Source organism: Brevundimonas sp. Marseille-Q4549 (assembly GCF_976940555.1).
This window is the reverse complement of the sequence record NZ_CDRHXG010000001.1, coordinates 1,542,752-1,559,362: the sequence shown is the minus strand read 5'-3', so window position 1 is coordinate 1,559,362 and position 16,611 is coordinate 1,542,752. Positions and strand designations below refer to the sequence as shown.

Genomic DNA, 16,611 nt, shown 5'->3' with positions numbered 1-16,611 from the left:
CACGATGCAGACCAGGGCTTCGGCCACCGACGAAGCCCTGGTTCAGGCCCACGACCGCCTGCTCAAGGACCCCGGTTTTCAATTCGACCGTGTGGGATTCACGCCGCCCAAGGCGCCGGGCTGGCTGCATTGGATCGGCGATGCGATCCAGTTCATAGCCCCGCTTCTGAAATGGGTGTTCTGGGGCGGACTGGTTCTGGTGGTCGGTCTGATCCTGTTCGCCATCGGGCGGGAAATCCTGCGTCTTCGCCGCCCGCGGCCAAAGGCTGTCAAACCCAAGGCTTCGGGTGAAACCGAATGGCGGCCAGAGGCCCAGGCGGCCCGCGATCTGTTGACCGAAGCCGACGCCCTGGCCGCACAGGGTCTTTATGCCGAAGCTTCCCACCTGCTCCTGCTGCGCAGCGTGCAGGATATCGAAAAGCGCCAGCCGCGCGCCCTGCGCGCCTCGCTGACCACACGCGAAATCGCGGGTCTGAAGGCCGTGCCGGAATCGGCGCGTCCCGCCTTCGCCCAGATCGGCCGCGTGGTGGAACGCAGCCTGTTCGGCGGCGCGCCCGTCCAGGCCGACGATTTCGCGTCCTGCCGACAGGCCTATGAGGCCTTCGCCCTTCCCGAAGGCTGGCGCGCATGAGCCGATCGACCAAGGCGGCGAGCGGCGCCTTTTCGCCAGCCGTCATCCTTATCGCCCTCCTGGTCGGAGTCGTATCTCTGGCCGGGATCGGCGTGCTGTCGGCCTATGCCCCCGAACTGAAGTCCGGCAACGACGGGGGAACGCACGCCTTGTCCCGGTCCTCGGTCGGGTTTGGCGGTCTTCCGGTTTTTCTGCGCAGCCTCGGCGTTCCCATCGTGCTCAGCCGGGGGGTGCTGACCGAATCTTCGGACGAAAGCCTGTTGATTCTGACGCCCCAGGTGAACACCAAGCCCGAGCAGATCGAGGACATCGAACATTACGGCGCCACCCTGGTCGTCCTGCCGAAATGGAATGCGGCGCCCGATTCCGATCATCCAGGCTGGGTGCGCACGGTCGGCCTGATTCCGTCGGAAGCGGCGCTGTCTCCGCTTTCGGACGCCCTGCGCAAGACCAGCAAACTGACCGCGCGTCCCGGCAAGGCGCGCGTCGATCTGCGTCGCCCCAACGGCGAGGTCTTCGGCGCGCCGGTCGAGACCGCACAACTTCGCACCCTGGAAGGGCCGAACTGGATTCCCGTCGTCCTCGACGATCAGGGACGCTCGGTCCTTGCGATGGACAAGGACAGCCGCATCTATGTGCTGGCCGACCCCGATCTGATCAGTAACGGCGGGCTGAAGACCCTGGCCGGCGCCCGCACGGCCCGCGACCTGATCGAGATCGTCCGACCAGACGGCGCGCCCGTCATGTTCGATCTGACGCTGAACGGGTTCCAGCGGTCGCGCAATCTGCTGCGTCTGATGCTTGAGCCGCCGCTGCTTGGCCTGACGCTGGTGCTCGTGGCGCTGGCGGGCCTGGCCGGATTTCAGGCTGCGGTGCGATTCGGCGCGCCGAAGGATCGCAGCCGCATCATCGCTCTGGGCAAGCGCGGTCTGGCCGACAACACCGCCGGCCTGGTCCGTCTGGCCCGACGTGAGCCGCACATGGCCCTTCCCTACGCCCAGATCATGCGCGCGACCGTTGCGCGCGCGATCGGCGCGCCGCGCGGACTGGAGGACGACGCCCTGAACGCCTTTCTGGACCGCGTCGGCCGTACTGTCGGTGCGCACGACGCCTATTCCGCCCTGGCCGAACAGGCCAGGACGGCCAAAACGCCCGGTGATCTGATCAAGGTCGCCGCCGCCCTCTATCGCTGGAATCAGGAGATGACCCGTGGACGTCAATGAGGTGAAGGCGTTGGCCGCGCGAATCCGCGCCGAGATCGCCAAGGCGGTCGTCGGTCAGGACGACGCTGTCGACCTGCTGCTGACCGCCCTGTTCGCCGGCGGCCACGTATTGCTGGAGGGGCCGCCAGGCACAGCCAAGACCCTGCTGGCCCAAAGCTTCGCCCAGGCGGTCGGCCTGGACTACGGGCGGATTCAGTTCACGCCCGACCTGATGCCCGGCGACATCATCGGCTCCAACCTGTTCAACTTCCAGACGTCCAGCTTCACCCTGACGCGCGGGCCGATCTTCTGCGAACTGCTGCTGGCGGACGAAATCAACCGAACCCCGCCCAAGACGCAGGCCGCCCTCCTGGAAGCGATGCAGGAACGCCAGATCACCATCGACGGCGACCCTCACGCTCTCAGCCCCCGCTTCACCGTCGTCGCCACCCAGAACCCGATCGAGCAGCAGGGCACCTATCCCCTGCCCGAGGCGCAGTTGGACCGCTTTCTTTTCAAACATGTGATCGACTACCCGTCCATCGATCAGGAACGCGCCATCATCGCCGCTCACGGCTCGCGCGTGGGCCAGATGCATCCCGACGCCCTGGGCGTGGCGACGGCGGCCGACGCCGCGACCATCAGCGCCGCCGTGGATTCGGTAACGGGCGTCCGTCTGACGGACGAGGTGATCGGCTACATCGTCGGCCTGGTTCGGGCCACACGGGATTCGGCCGATGTCGAGACCGGCGCCTCGCCGCGCGCCGGCGCCATGCTGGCGGTGGCCGCGCGGGCCCGCGCGGCCCTGGACGGGCGGGACTACGTCATTCCCGATGACGTGAAGACCCTGGCCGTACCGGCCCTGCGGCACCGTCTGGTTCTGTCGCCCGCCGCCGAGATCGAGGGCCGCCGGGTCGAACAGGTGCTGGCCGGCCTGGTGGATCAGGTGGCGGCGCCCCGGTGATCTATCCCACCCGACGCGCGGTGACGGTCATGGCGGCGGGCCTTCCCGTCGCCCTGCTGGTCGGCGTCATGACGCCGGCGGGTTGGCTGGCCGGGCCGATCTGGATTGCGGGGGTTCTGGCGCTTGCGGCGCTGGACGCGCTCGCGGCCGGATCGCGCACGCGACTGGGCGTCGAGACGCCGGAATCCATCCGTCCCGCCGTCGGACGGCTCGGCCTCGTCGGACTGAAGCTGCGTTTCGCCTCTGGCGGCCGAGCGCCGCAGGCGGTTGAGGGTTCCTTGTCCGGCGAGGCCCGCCTGGGGCTGGACGACGCCCCGCGTCAGGCCGGCGTTGCGGCGTCGGAGGCGCGGCTGACCTTCCCCTTTACGCCGACCCGGCGGGGCGCTGCGACGGTCGATGATCTGTGGGTGCGCTGGCGGGGTCCCCTGGGGCTGGTCTGGAAACAGAAAGTCTTCAACCTGGGTTTGGGAACGCCCGTTCTCACCGACCTCCAGGGCGTGCGGGACGAGGCCGTGCGCCTGTTCGCGCGCGACGCCCTGTTCGGCGCCAAGACTCAGCTGGAAATCGGCGAGGGATCGGAATTCCAGGCCCTGCGCGACTACCAGCCCGGCATGGACAGGCGCGCCATCGACTGGAAACAGTCCGCCCGCCACGCCGCCTTGCTGGCCAAGGAGTTCCGCACCGAACGCAATCACAATGTCATCCTGGCGCTGGACTGCGGCCGCGCGGCCTGCGAGCCGGTGGGCGGCATGCCCCGGATCGACCGCTTCATCCATGCGGGCCTGCTTTTGGCCTACGCCTGTTTGCGGTCGGGCGACCGGACCGGCTTCTTCGCCTTCGATTCCCAGCCGCGTCTGTCGACCGGCGCGGTCAGCGGCATCAACGCCTTCCGCACGTTGCAGACGGTCGCCGGCCGCATCGACTATTCGTCGCACGAGACAAACTACACCCTGGCCATGGCGACCCTGTCGGGCCAACTCCAGCGTCGATCGCTGATCGTGGTCTTCACCGATTTCACCGATTCGACGGTGGCCGAGCTGATGATCGAATCGCTGGGTCGCCTGTTGCGCCGACACCTGGTTCTGTTCGTCGTTCTGCGCGACGAGGAACTGGAAGGTCTGGCCGCCACCGAGCCAGAAACGCCCGAAGACGTGTCGCGCGCCGTCGTCGCCGGCGCCCTGCTGCGTGAGCGCGAGGCCGTCGTCGCCCGCCTGCGCCGCATGGGCGCGCACATCGTCGATGCGCCCGCCGCGCAGATCGGCCCGGCCGTCGTCAACGCCTATCTGGATCTGAAGCGGAGGGATCTGCTGTGAGCCGTCTGGAGACCGGCCTGCTCAAGAGCCAGCGCTTCCGCCGCGCGCGCGAGGACGACTGGCGCCGCCTGGAACGCCTGATGGACAAGGCCGAGAAGGGCTCTCTGTCCAAGCTGACGGATGAAGAAATCCTGGCGGTTCCGACACTTTACCGTTCAACCCTGTCGGCGCTTTCGGTCGCACGCGAGACCTCGCTGGATCAGGGCTTGATCGATTACCTGGAGACGCTTTCGGCCAGGGCCTATTTCTTCGTCTACGGCTCTCGCTCGACGCTGCAGGACAGGTTGGCTGCCTTCTTCCGCACCGACTGGCCCGCCGCCGTGCGGGGCCTGTGGCGCGAAACCCTGGTCTCGGGAGCCCTTATGCTGTTGGGCGCGCTGGTGGCCGCCTGGCTGGTCTCGGCCGAGCCGGAGTGGTTCTACGCCTTCGTGCCGGGCGAACTCAGCGGCGGGCGCGATCCCGCCGCCTCCACAGAAACCCTGCGCGCGACGCTGGACGGCGCCCACGACGCCAACGGCCTGTCGGTCTTCGCCGCCTTCCTGTTCACCCACAACGCCCAGATCGCGCTGCTGGCCTTCGCCCTGGGGTTCGCCCTGTGCCTGCCGACGGCGCTGCTGGTGCTCTACAACGGCGCGACGCTCGGCGCCTTCTTCACCCTGTTCGCCAGTCGGGGCCTGGGGGTCGAACTGGGCGGCTGGCTGCTGATCCACGGCGTGACCGAACTGTTCGCCGTCGTCCTGGCCGGCGCGGCGGGTTTCCGCATCGGCTGGGCCGTCGCCTTTCCAGGCCAGAGACGCCGGCTGGACGCGGTCATGGACGCAGGCCGCACCGCCGGCGTGGCCATGGGCGGCGTCGTGGTCATGTTGCTGTTCGCGGGCCTGCTGGAAGGTTTCGGCCGCCAACTGATCACCGACACGGCCCTGCGTTATGTCGTAGCGGCCGCCACCGCCGTGCTTTGGGGCGCCTATTTCTATGCGCCGCGCCGGGAGACCGTCCGTGTCCGCTGACCGCGTCGCGCCTCGCACCGAACGCGCCTTCGTCACGCCCGAAGGCGTCGATCTGCGTCTGAACATCGGCGATGCGGGCCAGCGCGCCGGCGCCTTTCTGCTGGACGCCGCCATCATCATCGCCGTCCTGGTCGCCTTCACCCTGGTCGTCCTGTTCACCGGCGTCGGCGCGGTCAGCGCTGCGGGGACGGCCGGGGCCGAGATGATGGCCGTGATCTGGCTGGTGATCTTTTTCCTGCTGCGGAACTTCTATTTCACGGCGTTCGAGCTGTCGGCCGCGGCGGCCACGCCCGGAAAGCGGATCATGGGCCTGCGCGTCGCCGCTCGCGACGGCGGGCGGCTGAAGGCGGAATCGGTCTTCGCCCGCAACGCCATGCGCGAACTGGAGGTCTTCCTGCCCATGTCGGTGCTGTTTACGCGGGCCAGCGAAGGCGGCGTCGACGGCTGGATCTATCTGCTGACCTTCGTCTGGGCGGCGATCTTCGTCTTCTTCCCCCTGTTCAATCGCGACCGCCTGCGGGGCGGGGATCTGGTCGGCGGCACCTGGGTCGTGCGCACGCCGCGCCGCAAGCTGACCCGCGATATGGCCGACGAGAGCGCGGGCCGGATGACCACCTACGCCTTCACTCAGCCCCAGGTCGACGCCTATGGCGCCAAGGAGCTCCACGTCCTGGAATCGGTCCTGCGTCAGGGCGACCGTGCCAGCCAGCGCACGGTCGCCGAACGGATCATGGTCAAGATCGGCTGGACGCGCGGACCTTACGAGACCGACCGCGACTTCCTGACGGCCTATTACGCCGCCCTGCGCGGCCGGTTGGAGCAGAAGCTGCTGATGGGCGTCAGACGCCGCGACAAGCACGACGTCTGATGGCGCGGCCTCAGTCGAAGATGGCCGCGAGATTGTCCACGCCGGCGCCCTCCTTTGCCGTGCGCAGTTCGTAGTAGAGCGACGCCACGCCCGCCGACGCGACGACGGAAGACAGGATGTTCACGAGCGGCTGCGTGATCAGGTTGAAGGCCAGGTTCGGCGAACCGTTCGTGAAATTCCCGCCGGTGGCGACGCCCAGGCCGGCGATGGCGCCGCCGACGATCCACGACAGGATCACATAGATGACCAGGAGACCGAACACCTGCCAGCGATAGCCGCGCGTCAGATCACGACTGCGCTGCAGGCTTTCGAACACGCCGCGCTTTTCCATCACCAGAGCCGCCGCCGACACCGACCAGATGATCGACAGCAGAACGCCCGGCACGATCAGAAGGATATAGGCGAAGCCCGTCGCAATACCCGCGACGATGGCCAGACCCAGCAGCGGCAGAAAATACTGCACGCCCACGCCAAACGCTTCGCCGAACGTCACCCGCTTGCCGTTGAACCCGCCGACCGCCGCCTTGACCACCATGCCTTGCAGCATGAAGGCGCCGATCAGATACAGGACGATGCCAACGAGGTAGGCGACCACACCGCCGACCACCGAGGGGGAAGACGACTCTGCGGCCCCTGTCATGAAGCTGGCGCCGCCGAATGCGGTCAGCATGCTGGGCACGCCCACCAGGAGCGCAGAGGCTCCGAAGCAGATGGCGGCGTTCTGTTTGATGGCGTTGAAGGTTCTGGAGATCACACGGCCGAAGTCGAACTGGCCGCTGCCTGCGCCGCCCGAGGACGCTGGAACATAGGCAGGGCGCATGGCGATGATGTCTTGGGCCCGACCGTCAGCGCCGGGCACGAAATCAACTCTCTGCCCGCGTTCAATGGACGTTGCGCCGCGCAGATCGGACGCCGCGAAGCCATAGCGCACCCCGTCATCGCCGGCGATCGCGCCCTCGCCCGTCGCGACCTCGAACGTCAGAACCTCTCCGCGCACTGTCCCCTCCGTCAGCCAGCGTGAGCCTCGGTTGTATAAGGCCAAGCCTGAGATCGCCAGCACCCTCTCCCGCAGCGCCGCTAGAAAACGAAAAACCCCGCCGATCATGGACCGGCGGGGTTTCGCGTCGATAAGGTTCTCGGCGGCTAGGCCGGCTCTTCCTCGGCTTCGGGAATGGGATCCAGTTCCCCTTCCCACTTAGCGACTACGGCGGCGGCGACGGAGTTGCCGACCACGTTGGTGGCCGAGCGCCCCATGTCCAGCAGATGATCGACGCCCAGAACGATGGCGATCCACGCTTCCGGCAGGCCGAAATAGGTCAGCGTCGCCATGATGACGACCAGCGAGGCGCGCGGAACGCCCGCGATCCCCTTCGACGTCACCATCAGCAGCAGCAGCATGAAGATCTGCTGATGGATGCTCAGATGCACGCCGTGCGCCTGCATGATGAACATGGTGGCGAAGGTGCAGTACAGCATCGACCCGTCCAGATTGAACGAATAGCCAAGCGGCAGGACGAAGCTGACGATGCGGCGGCGCACACCCACCTTGGGCAGCGAATCCAGGATGCGCGGATAGGCGGCCTCCGAACTGGCGGTCGAGAAGGCCAGCAGCGCCGGGGTGCGGATTTCGCGGAACAGCGGAATGACTCGCTTGCCCAGCACCACTGCGCCGGCCAGGAACAGCAGCAGCCACAAGGTGGCCATCGATCCATAGAAGCCCAGGACGAACTTGGCGTAGGTGGCCAGCATCTCCAGCCCCTGGGTGGCGATGGTCGAGGCCAGGGCCGCGAAGATGGCGAAGGGCGCCAGCTTCATCACGAACTCCGTCACCTTCAACATGATCGACGCCGCCTGTTCGACCAGGTGCAGCACCGCCGGCGCCTTGTCGTCCAGCGACGCCACCGCCGTCCCGACGAAGACAGAGAAGACGACGATCTGCAGGATCTCGTTCTTGGCCATGGCGTCGAAGATGGAGGTCGGCACCAGGTGGGTGATGAAGCCGTGCAGGGAGAAGGCGTCGGTGGACGCCGCCGTCGCGGCGGCGGTCGCCTCCGGCAGATGCATGCCCGAGCCGGGGTGCAGCAGTTGCACCATGACCAGCCCCAGCAGCAACGACACCACCGAGGCGCCGATGAACCAGACCATGGTCTTGACGCCGATGCGGCCGACCGAAGCGGCGTCCTCCATATGGGCGATGCCCGCGACGAGGGTGGTGAACACTAGGGGCGCGATGATCATCTTGATCAGGCGCAGGAAGATGTCGGTGACGAGGTTCAGATTGCCCGCGGCGGCCTTGGCCTGTTCGGGCGACAGGAACTGGTTCAGTCCCCAGCCCGCCAGGACCCCCAGGACCATCGCACCGATGATGAGATAGGCGAACAATCGCTTCATGCAAAAATCGTCCTGCTTCGACGCGGCGGCCCGACCCATGGCGCGTCATGAAAGAAGAATGGGCGACGAATATACGAATATCCGCCGCCCCTTGAACATCGCTTCGTTCAGATCAGGCGCAACGCCTGCCTAGCCTCAGAATTCCTTGCGGATCGTGGCGTACCACCACCGTCCCCGATTGGAATGCAGGCGACCGTCGTAGCCGAATCGCTCGTTGGCCAGCGGCGGCTCCTCGTTGGTGATGTTGCGGGCGCCGATCCTCAGGCGCGTGCCGGATAGAGGCCCCTTCTCCACCTCGTACTGCACATACAGATTGTGGGTGGTCCAGTCCTGCACGACCCAGTAGTCGTTGGTCCCCGCCAGATTGGCCGAAGTGTCGAAATAGTCGCCGACGTAGCTGGAGAACAGGCCGACCGTCCAGGCGTCCTTGCGCCAGGTGACGGTTGAAGTGACCTTCCACTCCGGCCGACCGTTGCGGCGCACCAGTTCCTCGACCCCGCCGACGCTGACGCCCGAAATGACGCCGTCGCGCAGGGCGTCCAGCAGCACCTGATAGTCGTCGTTGGGCTCCTGATACATCTTCAGCCACTGGCTGGCGTTCAGCGTCCAGGTGAAGCTGCCCAGCGGGGTGCGGCGCAGGCTGTAGTGCAGACGATAGTCGACGCCTTCCGAGGTGCGCGGCTGAAGGTTCAGATAGACGTCGTTGATCGAGACCAGATTGCCCACGGGCGCCAGGCCCGCCGCCTGCCCGTCCGCGATCTGCTGCGCGTCCGGCGCGGCGCGGACGACGTTCGGGTTCGAACTGCCGATCTGGCGCAGATAGTAGTCCATGATCAGCTGGTTCGTGCCGCCGAAGATGCCCACCAGATCGGTCTGGTCGATCCGCCAATAGTCGACGGTCGCGGTCAGAACGCCGTATTTCGACGGCCACAGCTTGGGCTCGAACACCACGCCGGCGGTGAAGTTCTTGGACCGTTCGGGCTTGAGGTCCAGATTGCCCGAGCGCCGCTCCACGCGGGATTCGGACGTGCAGTATTCATTGCTGGTCGTCAGCGTCGGGATCGCCCCGATCTTCAGCTGGACGGCGCAGGCGGCATAGTCCCGGCGCGAGTTCGACCGCTCGAAATCGGGCTGGTGCAACTGCATCAGGTTGGGGGCGCGGAAACCCTTGGACCAGGCGCCCCGGAACATCAGCCAGTCGGTCGGGCGATAGGACAGGGCGATCTTGGGCGCCCCCACCGTGCCGAACAGCGAATAGTGCTCGACCCGTCCGGCCAGCTGCATATCGATCGACTTGACGAACGGCACGTTCATCTCTGGCGAGACGATCGGCACGGCCAGTTCGGCGAAGGTCGAATAGACGTTGCGCGCCCCCGAACTGTTGGGCGTGAAGGTCACGCCCATGATGTCGCTCTGGAAGGTCTGACCCGTCAGGTCGGTGAAGTTGATCGTGCCGTTCAGACGATCGTCGCGCGTTTCCCTGAAGGTCTCCCGCCGCGCCTCGACGCCTGCGGCCAGGCCGACATCCCCGCCCGGAAGCTGGAACAGGTCCGGCCGGGAGATATGGAAGTCCCACTGCATCAGCTCGGTGCGCGACGTGCGCCCCGCCTTGACCATGAAGCTGTTGATCGTGTCCGCATTGTTGACGGTGAAGTCGCCGTCCTTGGGACTGTTCAGGTCGCCGCCCGCGAAGGGGTTGTAGGCGTCGGGCGTGGTTCGATTGATGGCGGCCTGCAGGCCGGTCATGCTGACCGCATCCATGACGTCCTCGGTGCGGGACATCGAATAGAGCAGTCCCGTCTCCCAGTCGTAGCCGCGCCATTCGCCACGCAGACCGCCGACGAAACGGGTGGAAACGTTCTCGACATCCACGCCGCGATTGCCCAGGTCGGCGAAGCGGAAATCCTGCACCTGAACGGCCGCGCCCGTCGTGGGGACCGACGTCAGGCCCGGAAGCCGCGCCGTCACGCCGACGGCGCCCAGCGGGTTCCAATAGGCCGTCGGCGACAACAGCACGCGCTGATAGTCCAGCGGCGTGTCCTGCTGGCGTTGCGACCAGGTGTTGGCCCAATAATACCCCGCCTCTCCGAACGCCTCGACCCCGTTGTCGAACCGATGGTTCAGGAAGCCGAAGAGATTGGCCCGCTCCACCGACGAACTGATCGTCCGCATGGTGTCCAGGTCGTAGCGGAGGTTGGCGTCCTCGTTCGTGCCGCTGAGGGTCAGGACGCCATCGTCGAAACAGGTGCCGGCGCGGAATCCGTTGGCCACGCAGCCGGGGTTGGTCGAGGGCTGGACATGGAAGGCGCCGGAGGTGCTGGTCAGGCGCCGGCCGTTGACCGAAGCGGCGGTCTTGTCCAGTTGGTAGGTGTTCGGGTTTAGACGCAGCCCCTCGGCCCAGGCCGTGATCGAGCTGTAGGTGACATAGTCCAGACCCGTCGCGCGATCCCCGAACCGTGCGGCGCGGCCCGCAACCGTGGCATAGGGCCGTTCCCAGATGAAAAGGGGGTCGCGGGTCAGATAGTCACCCATGACTGAAATATTGGTGCGGCCGTCGTTGAAATTCCGACCCGCCTGGAAGTTGAAGGAATATTCCTCCATCCCGCCTTCGTCGCGGCCCACGCCGGCCTGGGCGGTGAAGCCGTCGAAATTGCTGCGCAGAACGGTGTTGACCACGCCCGCCACCGCATCGGTGCCGAACAGGGCCGCGGCGCCGTCGGCCAGCACCTCGACCCGCTGAACGCCCATCACCGGGATGGCGTTGGTGTTGACGGTCGTGACCGGCACGAAATTCTCGACCTGAGTGCCCGGGTGGTTAACCAGACGCCGACCGTTCAGCAGGGTCAGGGTGTTGCCGGTGCCCAGACCACGCAGATCGATGGATGCGACGTCGCCGCGCGCGTTGTTGATGCCGCCGTTGTCCGTGTCCGCATCGTTGAAGTTGACGTCTCCCGCCTGAGAGATGGCGCGGAACAGGTCGTCGCCGTCCACCGGCGCCGCCGCATCGATCTCGTCGCCGCCCAAAACAGTGACCGGAAGCGCCTCATTGATGCGGGTGCCTTTGATGCGGCTGCCGACCACGACCACTTCCTCGACCTGGGTCGCGCCGGCCGTGGTAGGGCGCTGGCGCAGAACGAAGGTCGAGCCCTCCTGGCTGACGACCTCCAGGTCGGTTCCCTCGATCAGCCTGTCGATCGCGGCCGCGACATCCATCGTTCCCGTCAGCGGACGCGAGCGGACGCCCGACAGATGGGCGGTCGGCGCCGAAATCTGCACGCCGCCCTGACGCGCCAATTCCGTGATCGCCTGGGAGATCGGCTGGGCCGGCACATTGAAGGTGCGGCTTTGCGCCCACGCCCCGCCCGCCGCCAGCAGCAACGCCATCCCCGCCGCGCCGCCTACCAAACCCTGCTTCCAAGACATTTTCATGCCCGCCCCCGTTCGTCTACGTCGCCCGCCCCCGCGGGTCATTGCTGAGACGCAGGGCTGTCGCATTTCCTCCAAAAAAGATCGATCAGCCCCGGGGCGGCCCCAGCGGCATGATTGCGCTTCAGGAGCGCCGCGTCGGAATCAGGCTCGAGCCAGCACGATCTGCTGGGCGTTCACATCGACCTTCAGATCCAGACTGCCGGCGGCGGCCTTGGCGAAGGCGACGGGATCGTTGGCCACGAACAGGCCGGTGATCCTGAGACCCGCCACACCGCTGTCCGCCATGACGATAGGCGTGTCGTTGTAGCGCGAAAACTCTTGAGCGGCCTGGGACAGGGTCTCGTTCTCCAGTTGTATCCGCCCGCGCCGCCAGGCCAGCTCGCGGTCCACGTCCACCAGACCCACGCTCTGAGGCAGTGCGCCGTCTTGCACCATAGCCTGGGTGTTGGCGGCCAGCTTGAGGCGCCGTCCGACATCGCCCTTTATCTCGACATCGCCGCCGAACGAGACGACCTGAAGCGGCCGGTCAGCCAGGCGCCGGACCAGGAAGCTGGCGCCGTTCGCCACCACGGTGGTGTCGCCCGAGCGGACGACGAAGGGACGGCCGATGTCGGCGACGACGTTGAACAGCGCCTCTCCGCTCTTCAGCATCACCGTGCGGGCGCTCTGACCGTATCGGACGACGCCGGCGGACAAGGTGTTCACGGTCATGACCGAGCCGTCTTCCAGCGGCACGACCCGCGTCTCGCCCCGGCGCGTACTGAAGGAGACGGTGCTTTGCCGCAGGAGAGCCCAGGCGCCCGCGCCGCCCAGGGCCGGCGGAACGCAAGCCGCGATCAGGGCGCGACGGCTCAACCCTCCGCGAGGCGCGGACGACAACGACCGCAGCGGCGCGCCGCCGGCCAGGCCCCCGGCCCGACGGCTGTGCACGGCCACGGCCCGCGCGCGCGCGAAGGCGCCCAGGTGTCTGGGGTCCGACGTCAGCCAGGCGTCTAGCCGCGTCTGGTCGGCCGCCGGCAACGGGCCGTCGTCAAGCCGCGCCGCCCAGAGGCAGGCGGTCTGTTCAACGTCCTGGCTTGTCGGCTCGACCATGCACACGCCTGTGTTTCTGTTTCACACCCCTAGACGTTGCAAGCCCTTCGAATCCTCCATTCGCATAGGCGTCCATCAACAGGGAAAAGCCCTTGGCGATATGTTTTTCGACCGTGCTTTCAGGGAAGCCGGTCTGGCGGGCGACCTCCTTCTGCGACAGGCCAGACACCCGGCTGAGGACGAAAACCCGCTGCGTCTTCTCGGGCATGCGGCGAATTAAGTCGCTGAGCTGTTGCAGCGCGTTTCGGGCCATCAGCTGGTCTTCGGGCGTGATGGTGTCCACCGCCGCCTGCAGCGCCTCGATGTCGGCCAGCGAATGAATCGACACCACGCTCTTGCGCCGCAACCGGCTGACCAGAACGGAATAGGCCGTGCGGTAGAAATAGGCCCGGACATTGCCGATGGCGGCGACGTCCGGCGTCGTCACCAGCTTGGCGTAGGCCTCCTGCACGATGTCGTCGATGTCGAATTCGGATTGGCGGCTGCGACGCAGCCAGCCGCGCAGCCCCGCTTCGTGCGGCATGACGTGGCTGGCCAGCCACAGCGCCCTCTCGTCCGATACCCCCATGCCGCGTTCATTGCATGGACGAACTGTCCGACTCAAGCCGCCCGGCAATCTTCGCCGCCATTGGCCGATACGGTGGAGGAAAATTACACGACGACACGTCTTGAACCGGGGTTACGCAAGTTGCGTCCCCCCGACGAAAGGGCCAAGCTGGGCTGGCGCCTCGCATTAGGCCGATCACAATGACCGCACCAGGAGATCGCATGACCCGTTCCATCGCAGGCCTGTCCGTCGGCCTGACCACCGGATTGGCGCTTCTGGCGCTGTCGTCCACCAGCGTGCTGGCGTTGGAAGCGGCCGTCGCGCCCAACGTCTCCGCCGCGACCGCGATCGCCGCGCCGCCAGCGGCTCATATCACAACGCCGCGCGAAGCCTTCGGGTTCGACATCGGCGCCGACTATCAACTGGTCAACTACACCCAGTGGGAAGCCTATCTGAAGACCCTGGCCAGCCAGTCCGATCGGATGAAGCTGGTGGAGATCGGCAAGACGTCGGAGGGCCGCACCCAATACATCGCCATCGTCTCCACGCCCGAGAACCTGGCCCATCTGGACCGCTATCGGGAGATTGCGCGCCGCCTGGCCAAGGCCGAGGGCGTGAGCGAGGCCGAGGCTCACGCCATGGCCGCAGAGGGCAAGGCCGTGGTCTGGATCGACGGCGGACTGCACGCCACCGAGACCGTCCCGCCCCAGGCCCTGATCGCCACCGTCTACGAGTGGCTGACCGCCCAGGACCCCGAGGCCCTGCGCGTCCTGAACGACACCGTCATCCTGTTCGCGCCGCTGAACCCGGACGGGATGGAGCTGGTCTCCAACTGGTACATGCGCAATGCCGACCCGCTGAAGCGCGAGTTCAACTCACTCCCGGTGCTGTACCAGAAGTACGTCGGCCACGATAACAACCGCGACTATTATCTGTCGGCCATGGCCGAGACCACCAACGTCAACCAGCAGTTTTTCCGCGAGTGGTTCCCGCAGATCATCTACAACCACCACCAGACGGCCCCGGCCGGGACGGTGGTGTTCATGCCGCCGTTCCGCGACCCCTTCAACTACAACTACGACCCCCTGGTCATGGGCACGTTGTCGGAAGTCGGAGCGGCCATGCACAGCCGCCTGATCGAGGAGGGCAAGCCCGGCTCGACGATGCGCAGCGGCGCCAACTACTCAACCTGGAACAACGGGATGGAGCGCTCCATCACCTATTTCCACAACGCCGTCGGCCTGCTGACCGAGATCACCGGCCACCCGACGCCCAGCCAGATCGGCCTGATCCCGGACAACCAGTTGCCGCGCAACGACCTGCCCATGCCCATCGCGCCGCAACCCTGGCATTTCGCCCAGTCGATCGAATATTCCCAGTCCATCAACCGCGCCGTCCTGAACTACGCCTCGCGCAACAAGGACCGACTGTTGTTCAACATCTGGCGCATGGGCCAGAACGCCATCGACAAGGGCAACACCGACACCTGGCGCATCACGCCGACGGGGGTGGAGGCCCTGGAGGCGGCGGCCGGCGAGAACGCCCGACGTATCGATCCCGCCCTCTATGACCGCATCCTGCATGCGCCCGAACGGCGCGACCCGCGCGGCTATGTCATCCCGGCGGATCAGGCGGACCTGCCGACCGCGGTGGCCTTCCTGAACAGTCTGATCAAGACCGGGGTGGACGTGGATCGCGCCACCCGCGCCTTCACCGTCGAGGGCAAGACCTATCCGGCCGGTTCGTATGTCGTGCGCACGGCCCAGGCCTATCGCCCGCATGTGCTGGACATGTTCGAGCCGCAGGATCACCCGCACGACCTGCAATATCCGGGCGGTCCGCCCAAACTGCCCTATGACGCCACCGGTTACACCCTGGCCTTGCAGATGGGGGTGAAGTTCGACCGCATCCTGGACGGCTTCCAGGCGCCGACCGAACGAGTCTCCGACGTCATGGCTCCGCCGCCCGGCAAGATCGAAGGTTCCGGCCGGGCCGGCTGGCTTATCGACCACGCGCCAGTCAACGGCTACATCCTGTCCAACCGTCTGTTGAAGGCGGGCGTGCCGGTCTTCTGGCAGGAAGGCGAAACCCGCGCAGGCCGCGCCACCCTGGCCCCCGGCGCCCTGTGGATTCCGGCCGACGACAAGGCCCGCCCCATCGTCGAGGCGGCGGTGCGCGACCTGGGCCTGAACGCCTACGCCGCCGCCCGCGCGCCAGGCGGCGACAAGATCGCCCTGAAGCCCGTGCGGATCGGCCTGGTGGACCGCTATGGCGGCTCGATGGCCTCGGGCTGGACCCGTTGGTTGCTGGAACAATATGAATACCCGTTCCAGATCGTCTATCCGCAGCGTCTGGACGCCGGCGACCTGGCTAAGGATTTCGACGTACTGGTTTTCGCCTCCGACATGATCCCGGCGGACCTGTCGGACCAGCGCGACCAACCCGCGCCCGACTCCATACCGGCGGAGTATCGCCCTTGGCTGGGGACCATCAGCGCCGACAAGACCTATCCGCAGATCGACGCCTTCGTGCGCGGCGGCGGCAGCGTCGTGACCATCGGCTCCTCGCATCGTCTGGCCGCCGCCCTGGGCGCGCCAGTGCAGGACGTGCTGCTGGGCGCGGACGGCAAGCCGCCCGCCTCGACCGACTTCTTCATCCCCGGCGCCCTGTTGCGGACCGAGGTGGACAACCGCCGGCCCCTGGCCTTCGGCGTCACAGACCGGCTTGACGTCTTTTTCAACCGCAACACCGGCTTCCGCCATGCCGGCGAAGGGGCATCCATCGTCCGCTATCCGGAGCAGGTCGCGGTCTCCAGCGGCTGGGCCATCGGTCCGCAGAAGCTGTCAGGCGCCGACGCGGTGCTGGATCTGCCGCACGGCCAGGGCCGGGTGATCGTCCTGGGACCGGACGTGGTCAATCGCGCCCAGGCGCGGGCTTCCACGCGCCTGCTGTTCAACGCCCTGTTCTATGGGCCGGCAGTCTCGCACGAGCAGTAGCCTGCATCAGGTCGCGGCGGGCGTGGTCCAACGCCCGCCGCGGTCCGAACCGAGCCGGCCCGATGCGCCAAACGCCTGCGCCCTACTCAACGACGACAAAAGCCCGTACACGTTTCAGAAATGGGTATCGGCAGTTGGCCCGGGCGGAGGGGACTAGGTGGTCATCGCAGG

12 protein-coding genes are annotated in these 16,611 nt (G+C 66.8%); 7 read left to right on the top strand and 5 right to left on the bottom strand.

The genetic code is table 11. The annotated features are described in order from the left end of the window. Positions 1-4 precede the first annotated feature (4 nt). From ACWPV3_RS07590 to ACWPV3_RS07565, 6 genes are read left to right on the top strand one after another with little or no spacing between them, the layout of a single operon-like run. Entirely contained in the window at positions 5-631 is a 627-nt protein-coding gene (locus ACWPV3_RS07590; protein ID WP_453977471.1) for a DUF4129 domain-containing protein, read from the top strand. After that, a complete protein-coding gene (locus ACWPV3_RS07585) occupies positions 628-1,854 on the top strand; it encodes a DUF4350 domain-containing protein (RefSeq protein WP_453977470.1) in 1,227 nt (408 codons plus the stop codon). The genes ACWPV3_RS07590 and ACWPV3_RS07585 overlap by 4 nt, the downstream gene beginning before the upstream one ends. After that, entirely contained in the window at positions 1,841-2,797 is a 957-nt protein-coding gene (locus ACWPV3_RS07580) for an AAA family ATPase (protein ID WP_312736191.1), read from the top strand. Before ACWPV3_RS07585 ends, ACWPV3_RS07580 begins: the two co-directional genes overlap by 14 nt. Then, the gene (locus tag ACWPV3_RS07575; RefSeq protein ID WP_453977469.1) at positions 2,794-4,110 is read left to right on the top strand and encodes a DUF58 domain-containing protein; all 1,317 of its coding nucleotides are present in this window, start codon (positions 2,794-2,796) and stop codon (positions 4,108-4,110) included. Before ACWPV3_RS07580 ends, ACWPV3_RS07575 begins: the two co-directional genes overlap by 4 nt. Then, entirely contained in the window at positions 4,107-5,117 is a 1,011-nt protein-coding gene (locus ACWPV3_RS07570; protein ID WP_313454361.1) for a stage II sporulation protein M, read from the top strand. The genes ACWPV3_RS07575 and ACWPV3_RS07570 overlap by 4 nt, the downstream gene beginning before the upstream one ends. Beyond that, positions 5,107-5,985: an RDD family protein gene (locus tag ACWPV3_RS07565; RefSeq protein WP_453977468.1), complete on the top strand. Its 879-nt coding sequence runs from the start codon at positions 5,107-5,109 to the stop codon at positions 5,983-5,985. Before ACWPV3_RS07570 ends, ACWPV3_RS07565 begins: the two co-directional genes overlap by 11 nt. A 10-nt stretch (positions 5,986-5,995) precedes the next feature. On the opposite strand, the gene ACWPV3_RS07560 is transcribed toward ACWPV3_RS07565, so the two are convergent. The 5 genes from ACWPV3_RS07560 to ACWPV3_RS07540 form a co-directional block, all read right to left on the bottom strand. Next, positions 5,996-6,982 carry a YciC family protein gene (locus ACWPV3_RS07560; protein WP_453977467.1) on the bottom strand — a complete coding sequence of 329 codons (987 nt, stop codon included), beginning with the start codon at positions 6,980-6,982 and terminating at the stop codon, positions 5,996-5,998. A 146-nt stretch (positions 6,983-7,128) separates the two neighbouring features. After that, entirely contained in the window at positions 7,129-8,376 is a 1,248-nt protein-coding gene (locus ACWPV3_RS07555) for a dicarboxylate/amino acid:cation symporter (RefSeq protein WP_313453781.1), read from the bottom strand. 135 nt (positions 8,377-8,511) lie between these two features. Continuing rightward, entirely contained in the window at positions 8,512-11,805 is a 3,294-nt protein-coding gene (locus ACWPV3_RS07550; RefSeq protein WP_453977466.1) for a TonB-dependent receptor domain-containing protein, read from the bottom strand. A 141-nt stretch (positions 11,806-11,946) separates the two neighbouring features. After that, the gene (locus ACWPV3_RS07545; RefSeq protein ID WP_453977465.1) at positions 11,947-12,897 is read right to left on the bottom strand and encodes a FecR family protein; all 951 of its coding nucleotides are present in this window, start codon (positions 12,895-12,897) and stop codon (positions 11,947-11,949) included. Further along, on the bottom strand, positions 12,869-13,465 hold the full coding sequence (locus ACWPV3_RS07540) for an RNA polymerase sigma factor (RefSeq protein WP_453977464.1): 597 nt from the start codon (positions 13,463-13,465) through the stop codon (positions 12,869-12,871). The genes ACWPV3_RS07545 and ACWPV3_RS07540 overlap by 29 nt, the downstream gene beginning before the upstream one ends. A gap of 200 nt (positions 13,466-13,665) precedes the next feature. Between ACWPV3_RS07540 and ACWPV3_RS07535 the strand changes: the two genes are divergently transcribed. Then, a complete protein-coding gene (locus ACWPV3_RS07535) occupies positions 13,666-16,440 on the top strand; it encodes a M14 family metallopeptidase (RefSeq protein WP_453977463.1) in 2,775 nt (924 codons plus the stop codon). Positions 16,441-16,611 lie beyond the last annotated feature (171 nt).

Excerpts from the sequence above, each read along its gene's own strand:
- ACWPV3_RS07590 (WP_453977471.1), top strand. The coding sequence starts at position 5 with ATGCAGACCAGGGCTTCGGCCACCGACGAAGCCCTGGTTCAGGCCCAC.
- ACWPV3_RS07585 (WP_453977470.1), top strand. The coding sequence starts at position 628 with ATGAGCCGATCGACCAAGGCGGCGAGCGGCGCCTTTTCGCCAGCCGTC.
- ACWPV3_RS07555 (WP_313453781.1), bottom strand. The coding sequence starts at position 8,376 with ATGAAGCGATTGTTCGCCTATCTCATCATCGGTGCGATGGTCCTGGGG.
- ACWPV3_RS07550 (WP_453977466.1), bottom strand. The coding sequence starts at position 11,805 with ATGAAAATGTCTTGGAAGCAGGGTTTGGTAGGCGGCGCGGCGGGGATG.
- ACWPV3_RS07545 (WP_453977465.1), bottom strand. The coding sequence starts at position 12,897 with ATGGTCGAGCCGACAAGCCAGGACGTTGAACAGACCGCCTGCCTCTGG.
- ACWPV3_RS07540 (WP_453977464.1), bottom strand. The coding sequence starts at position 13,465 with ATGGGGGTATCGGACGAGAGGGCGCTGTGGCTGGCCAGCCACGTCATG.
- ACWPV3_RS07535 (WP_453977463.1), top strand. The coding sequence starts at position 13,666 with ATGACCCGTTCCATCGCAGGCCTGTCCGTCGGCCTGACCACCGGATTG.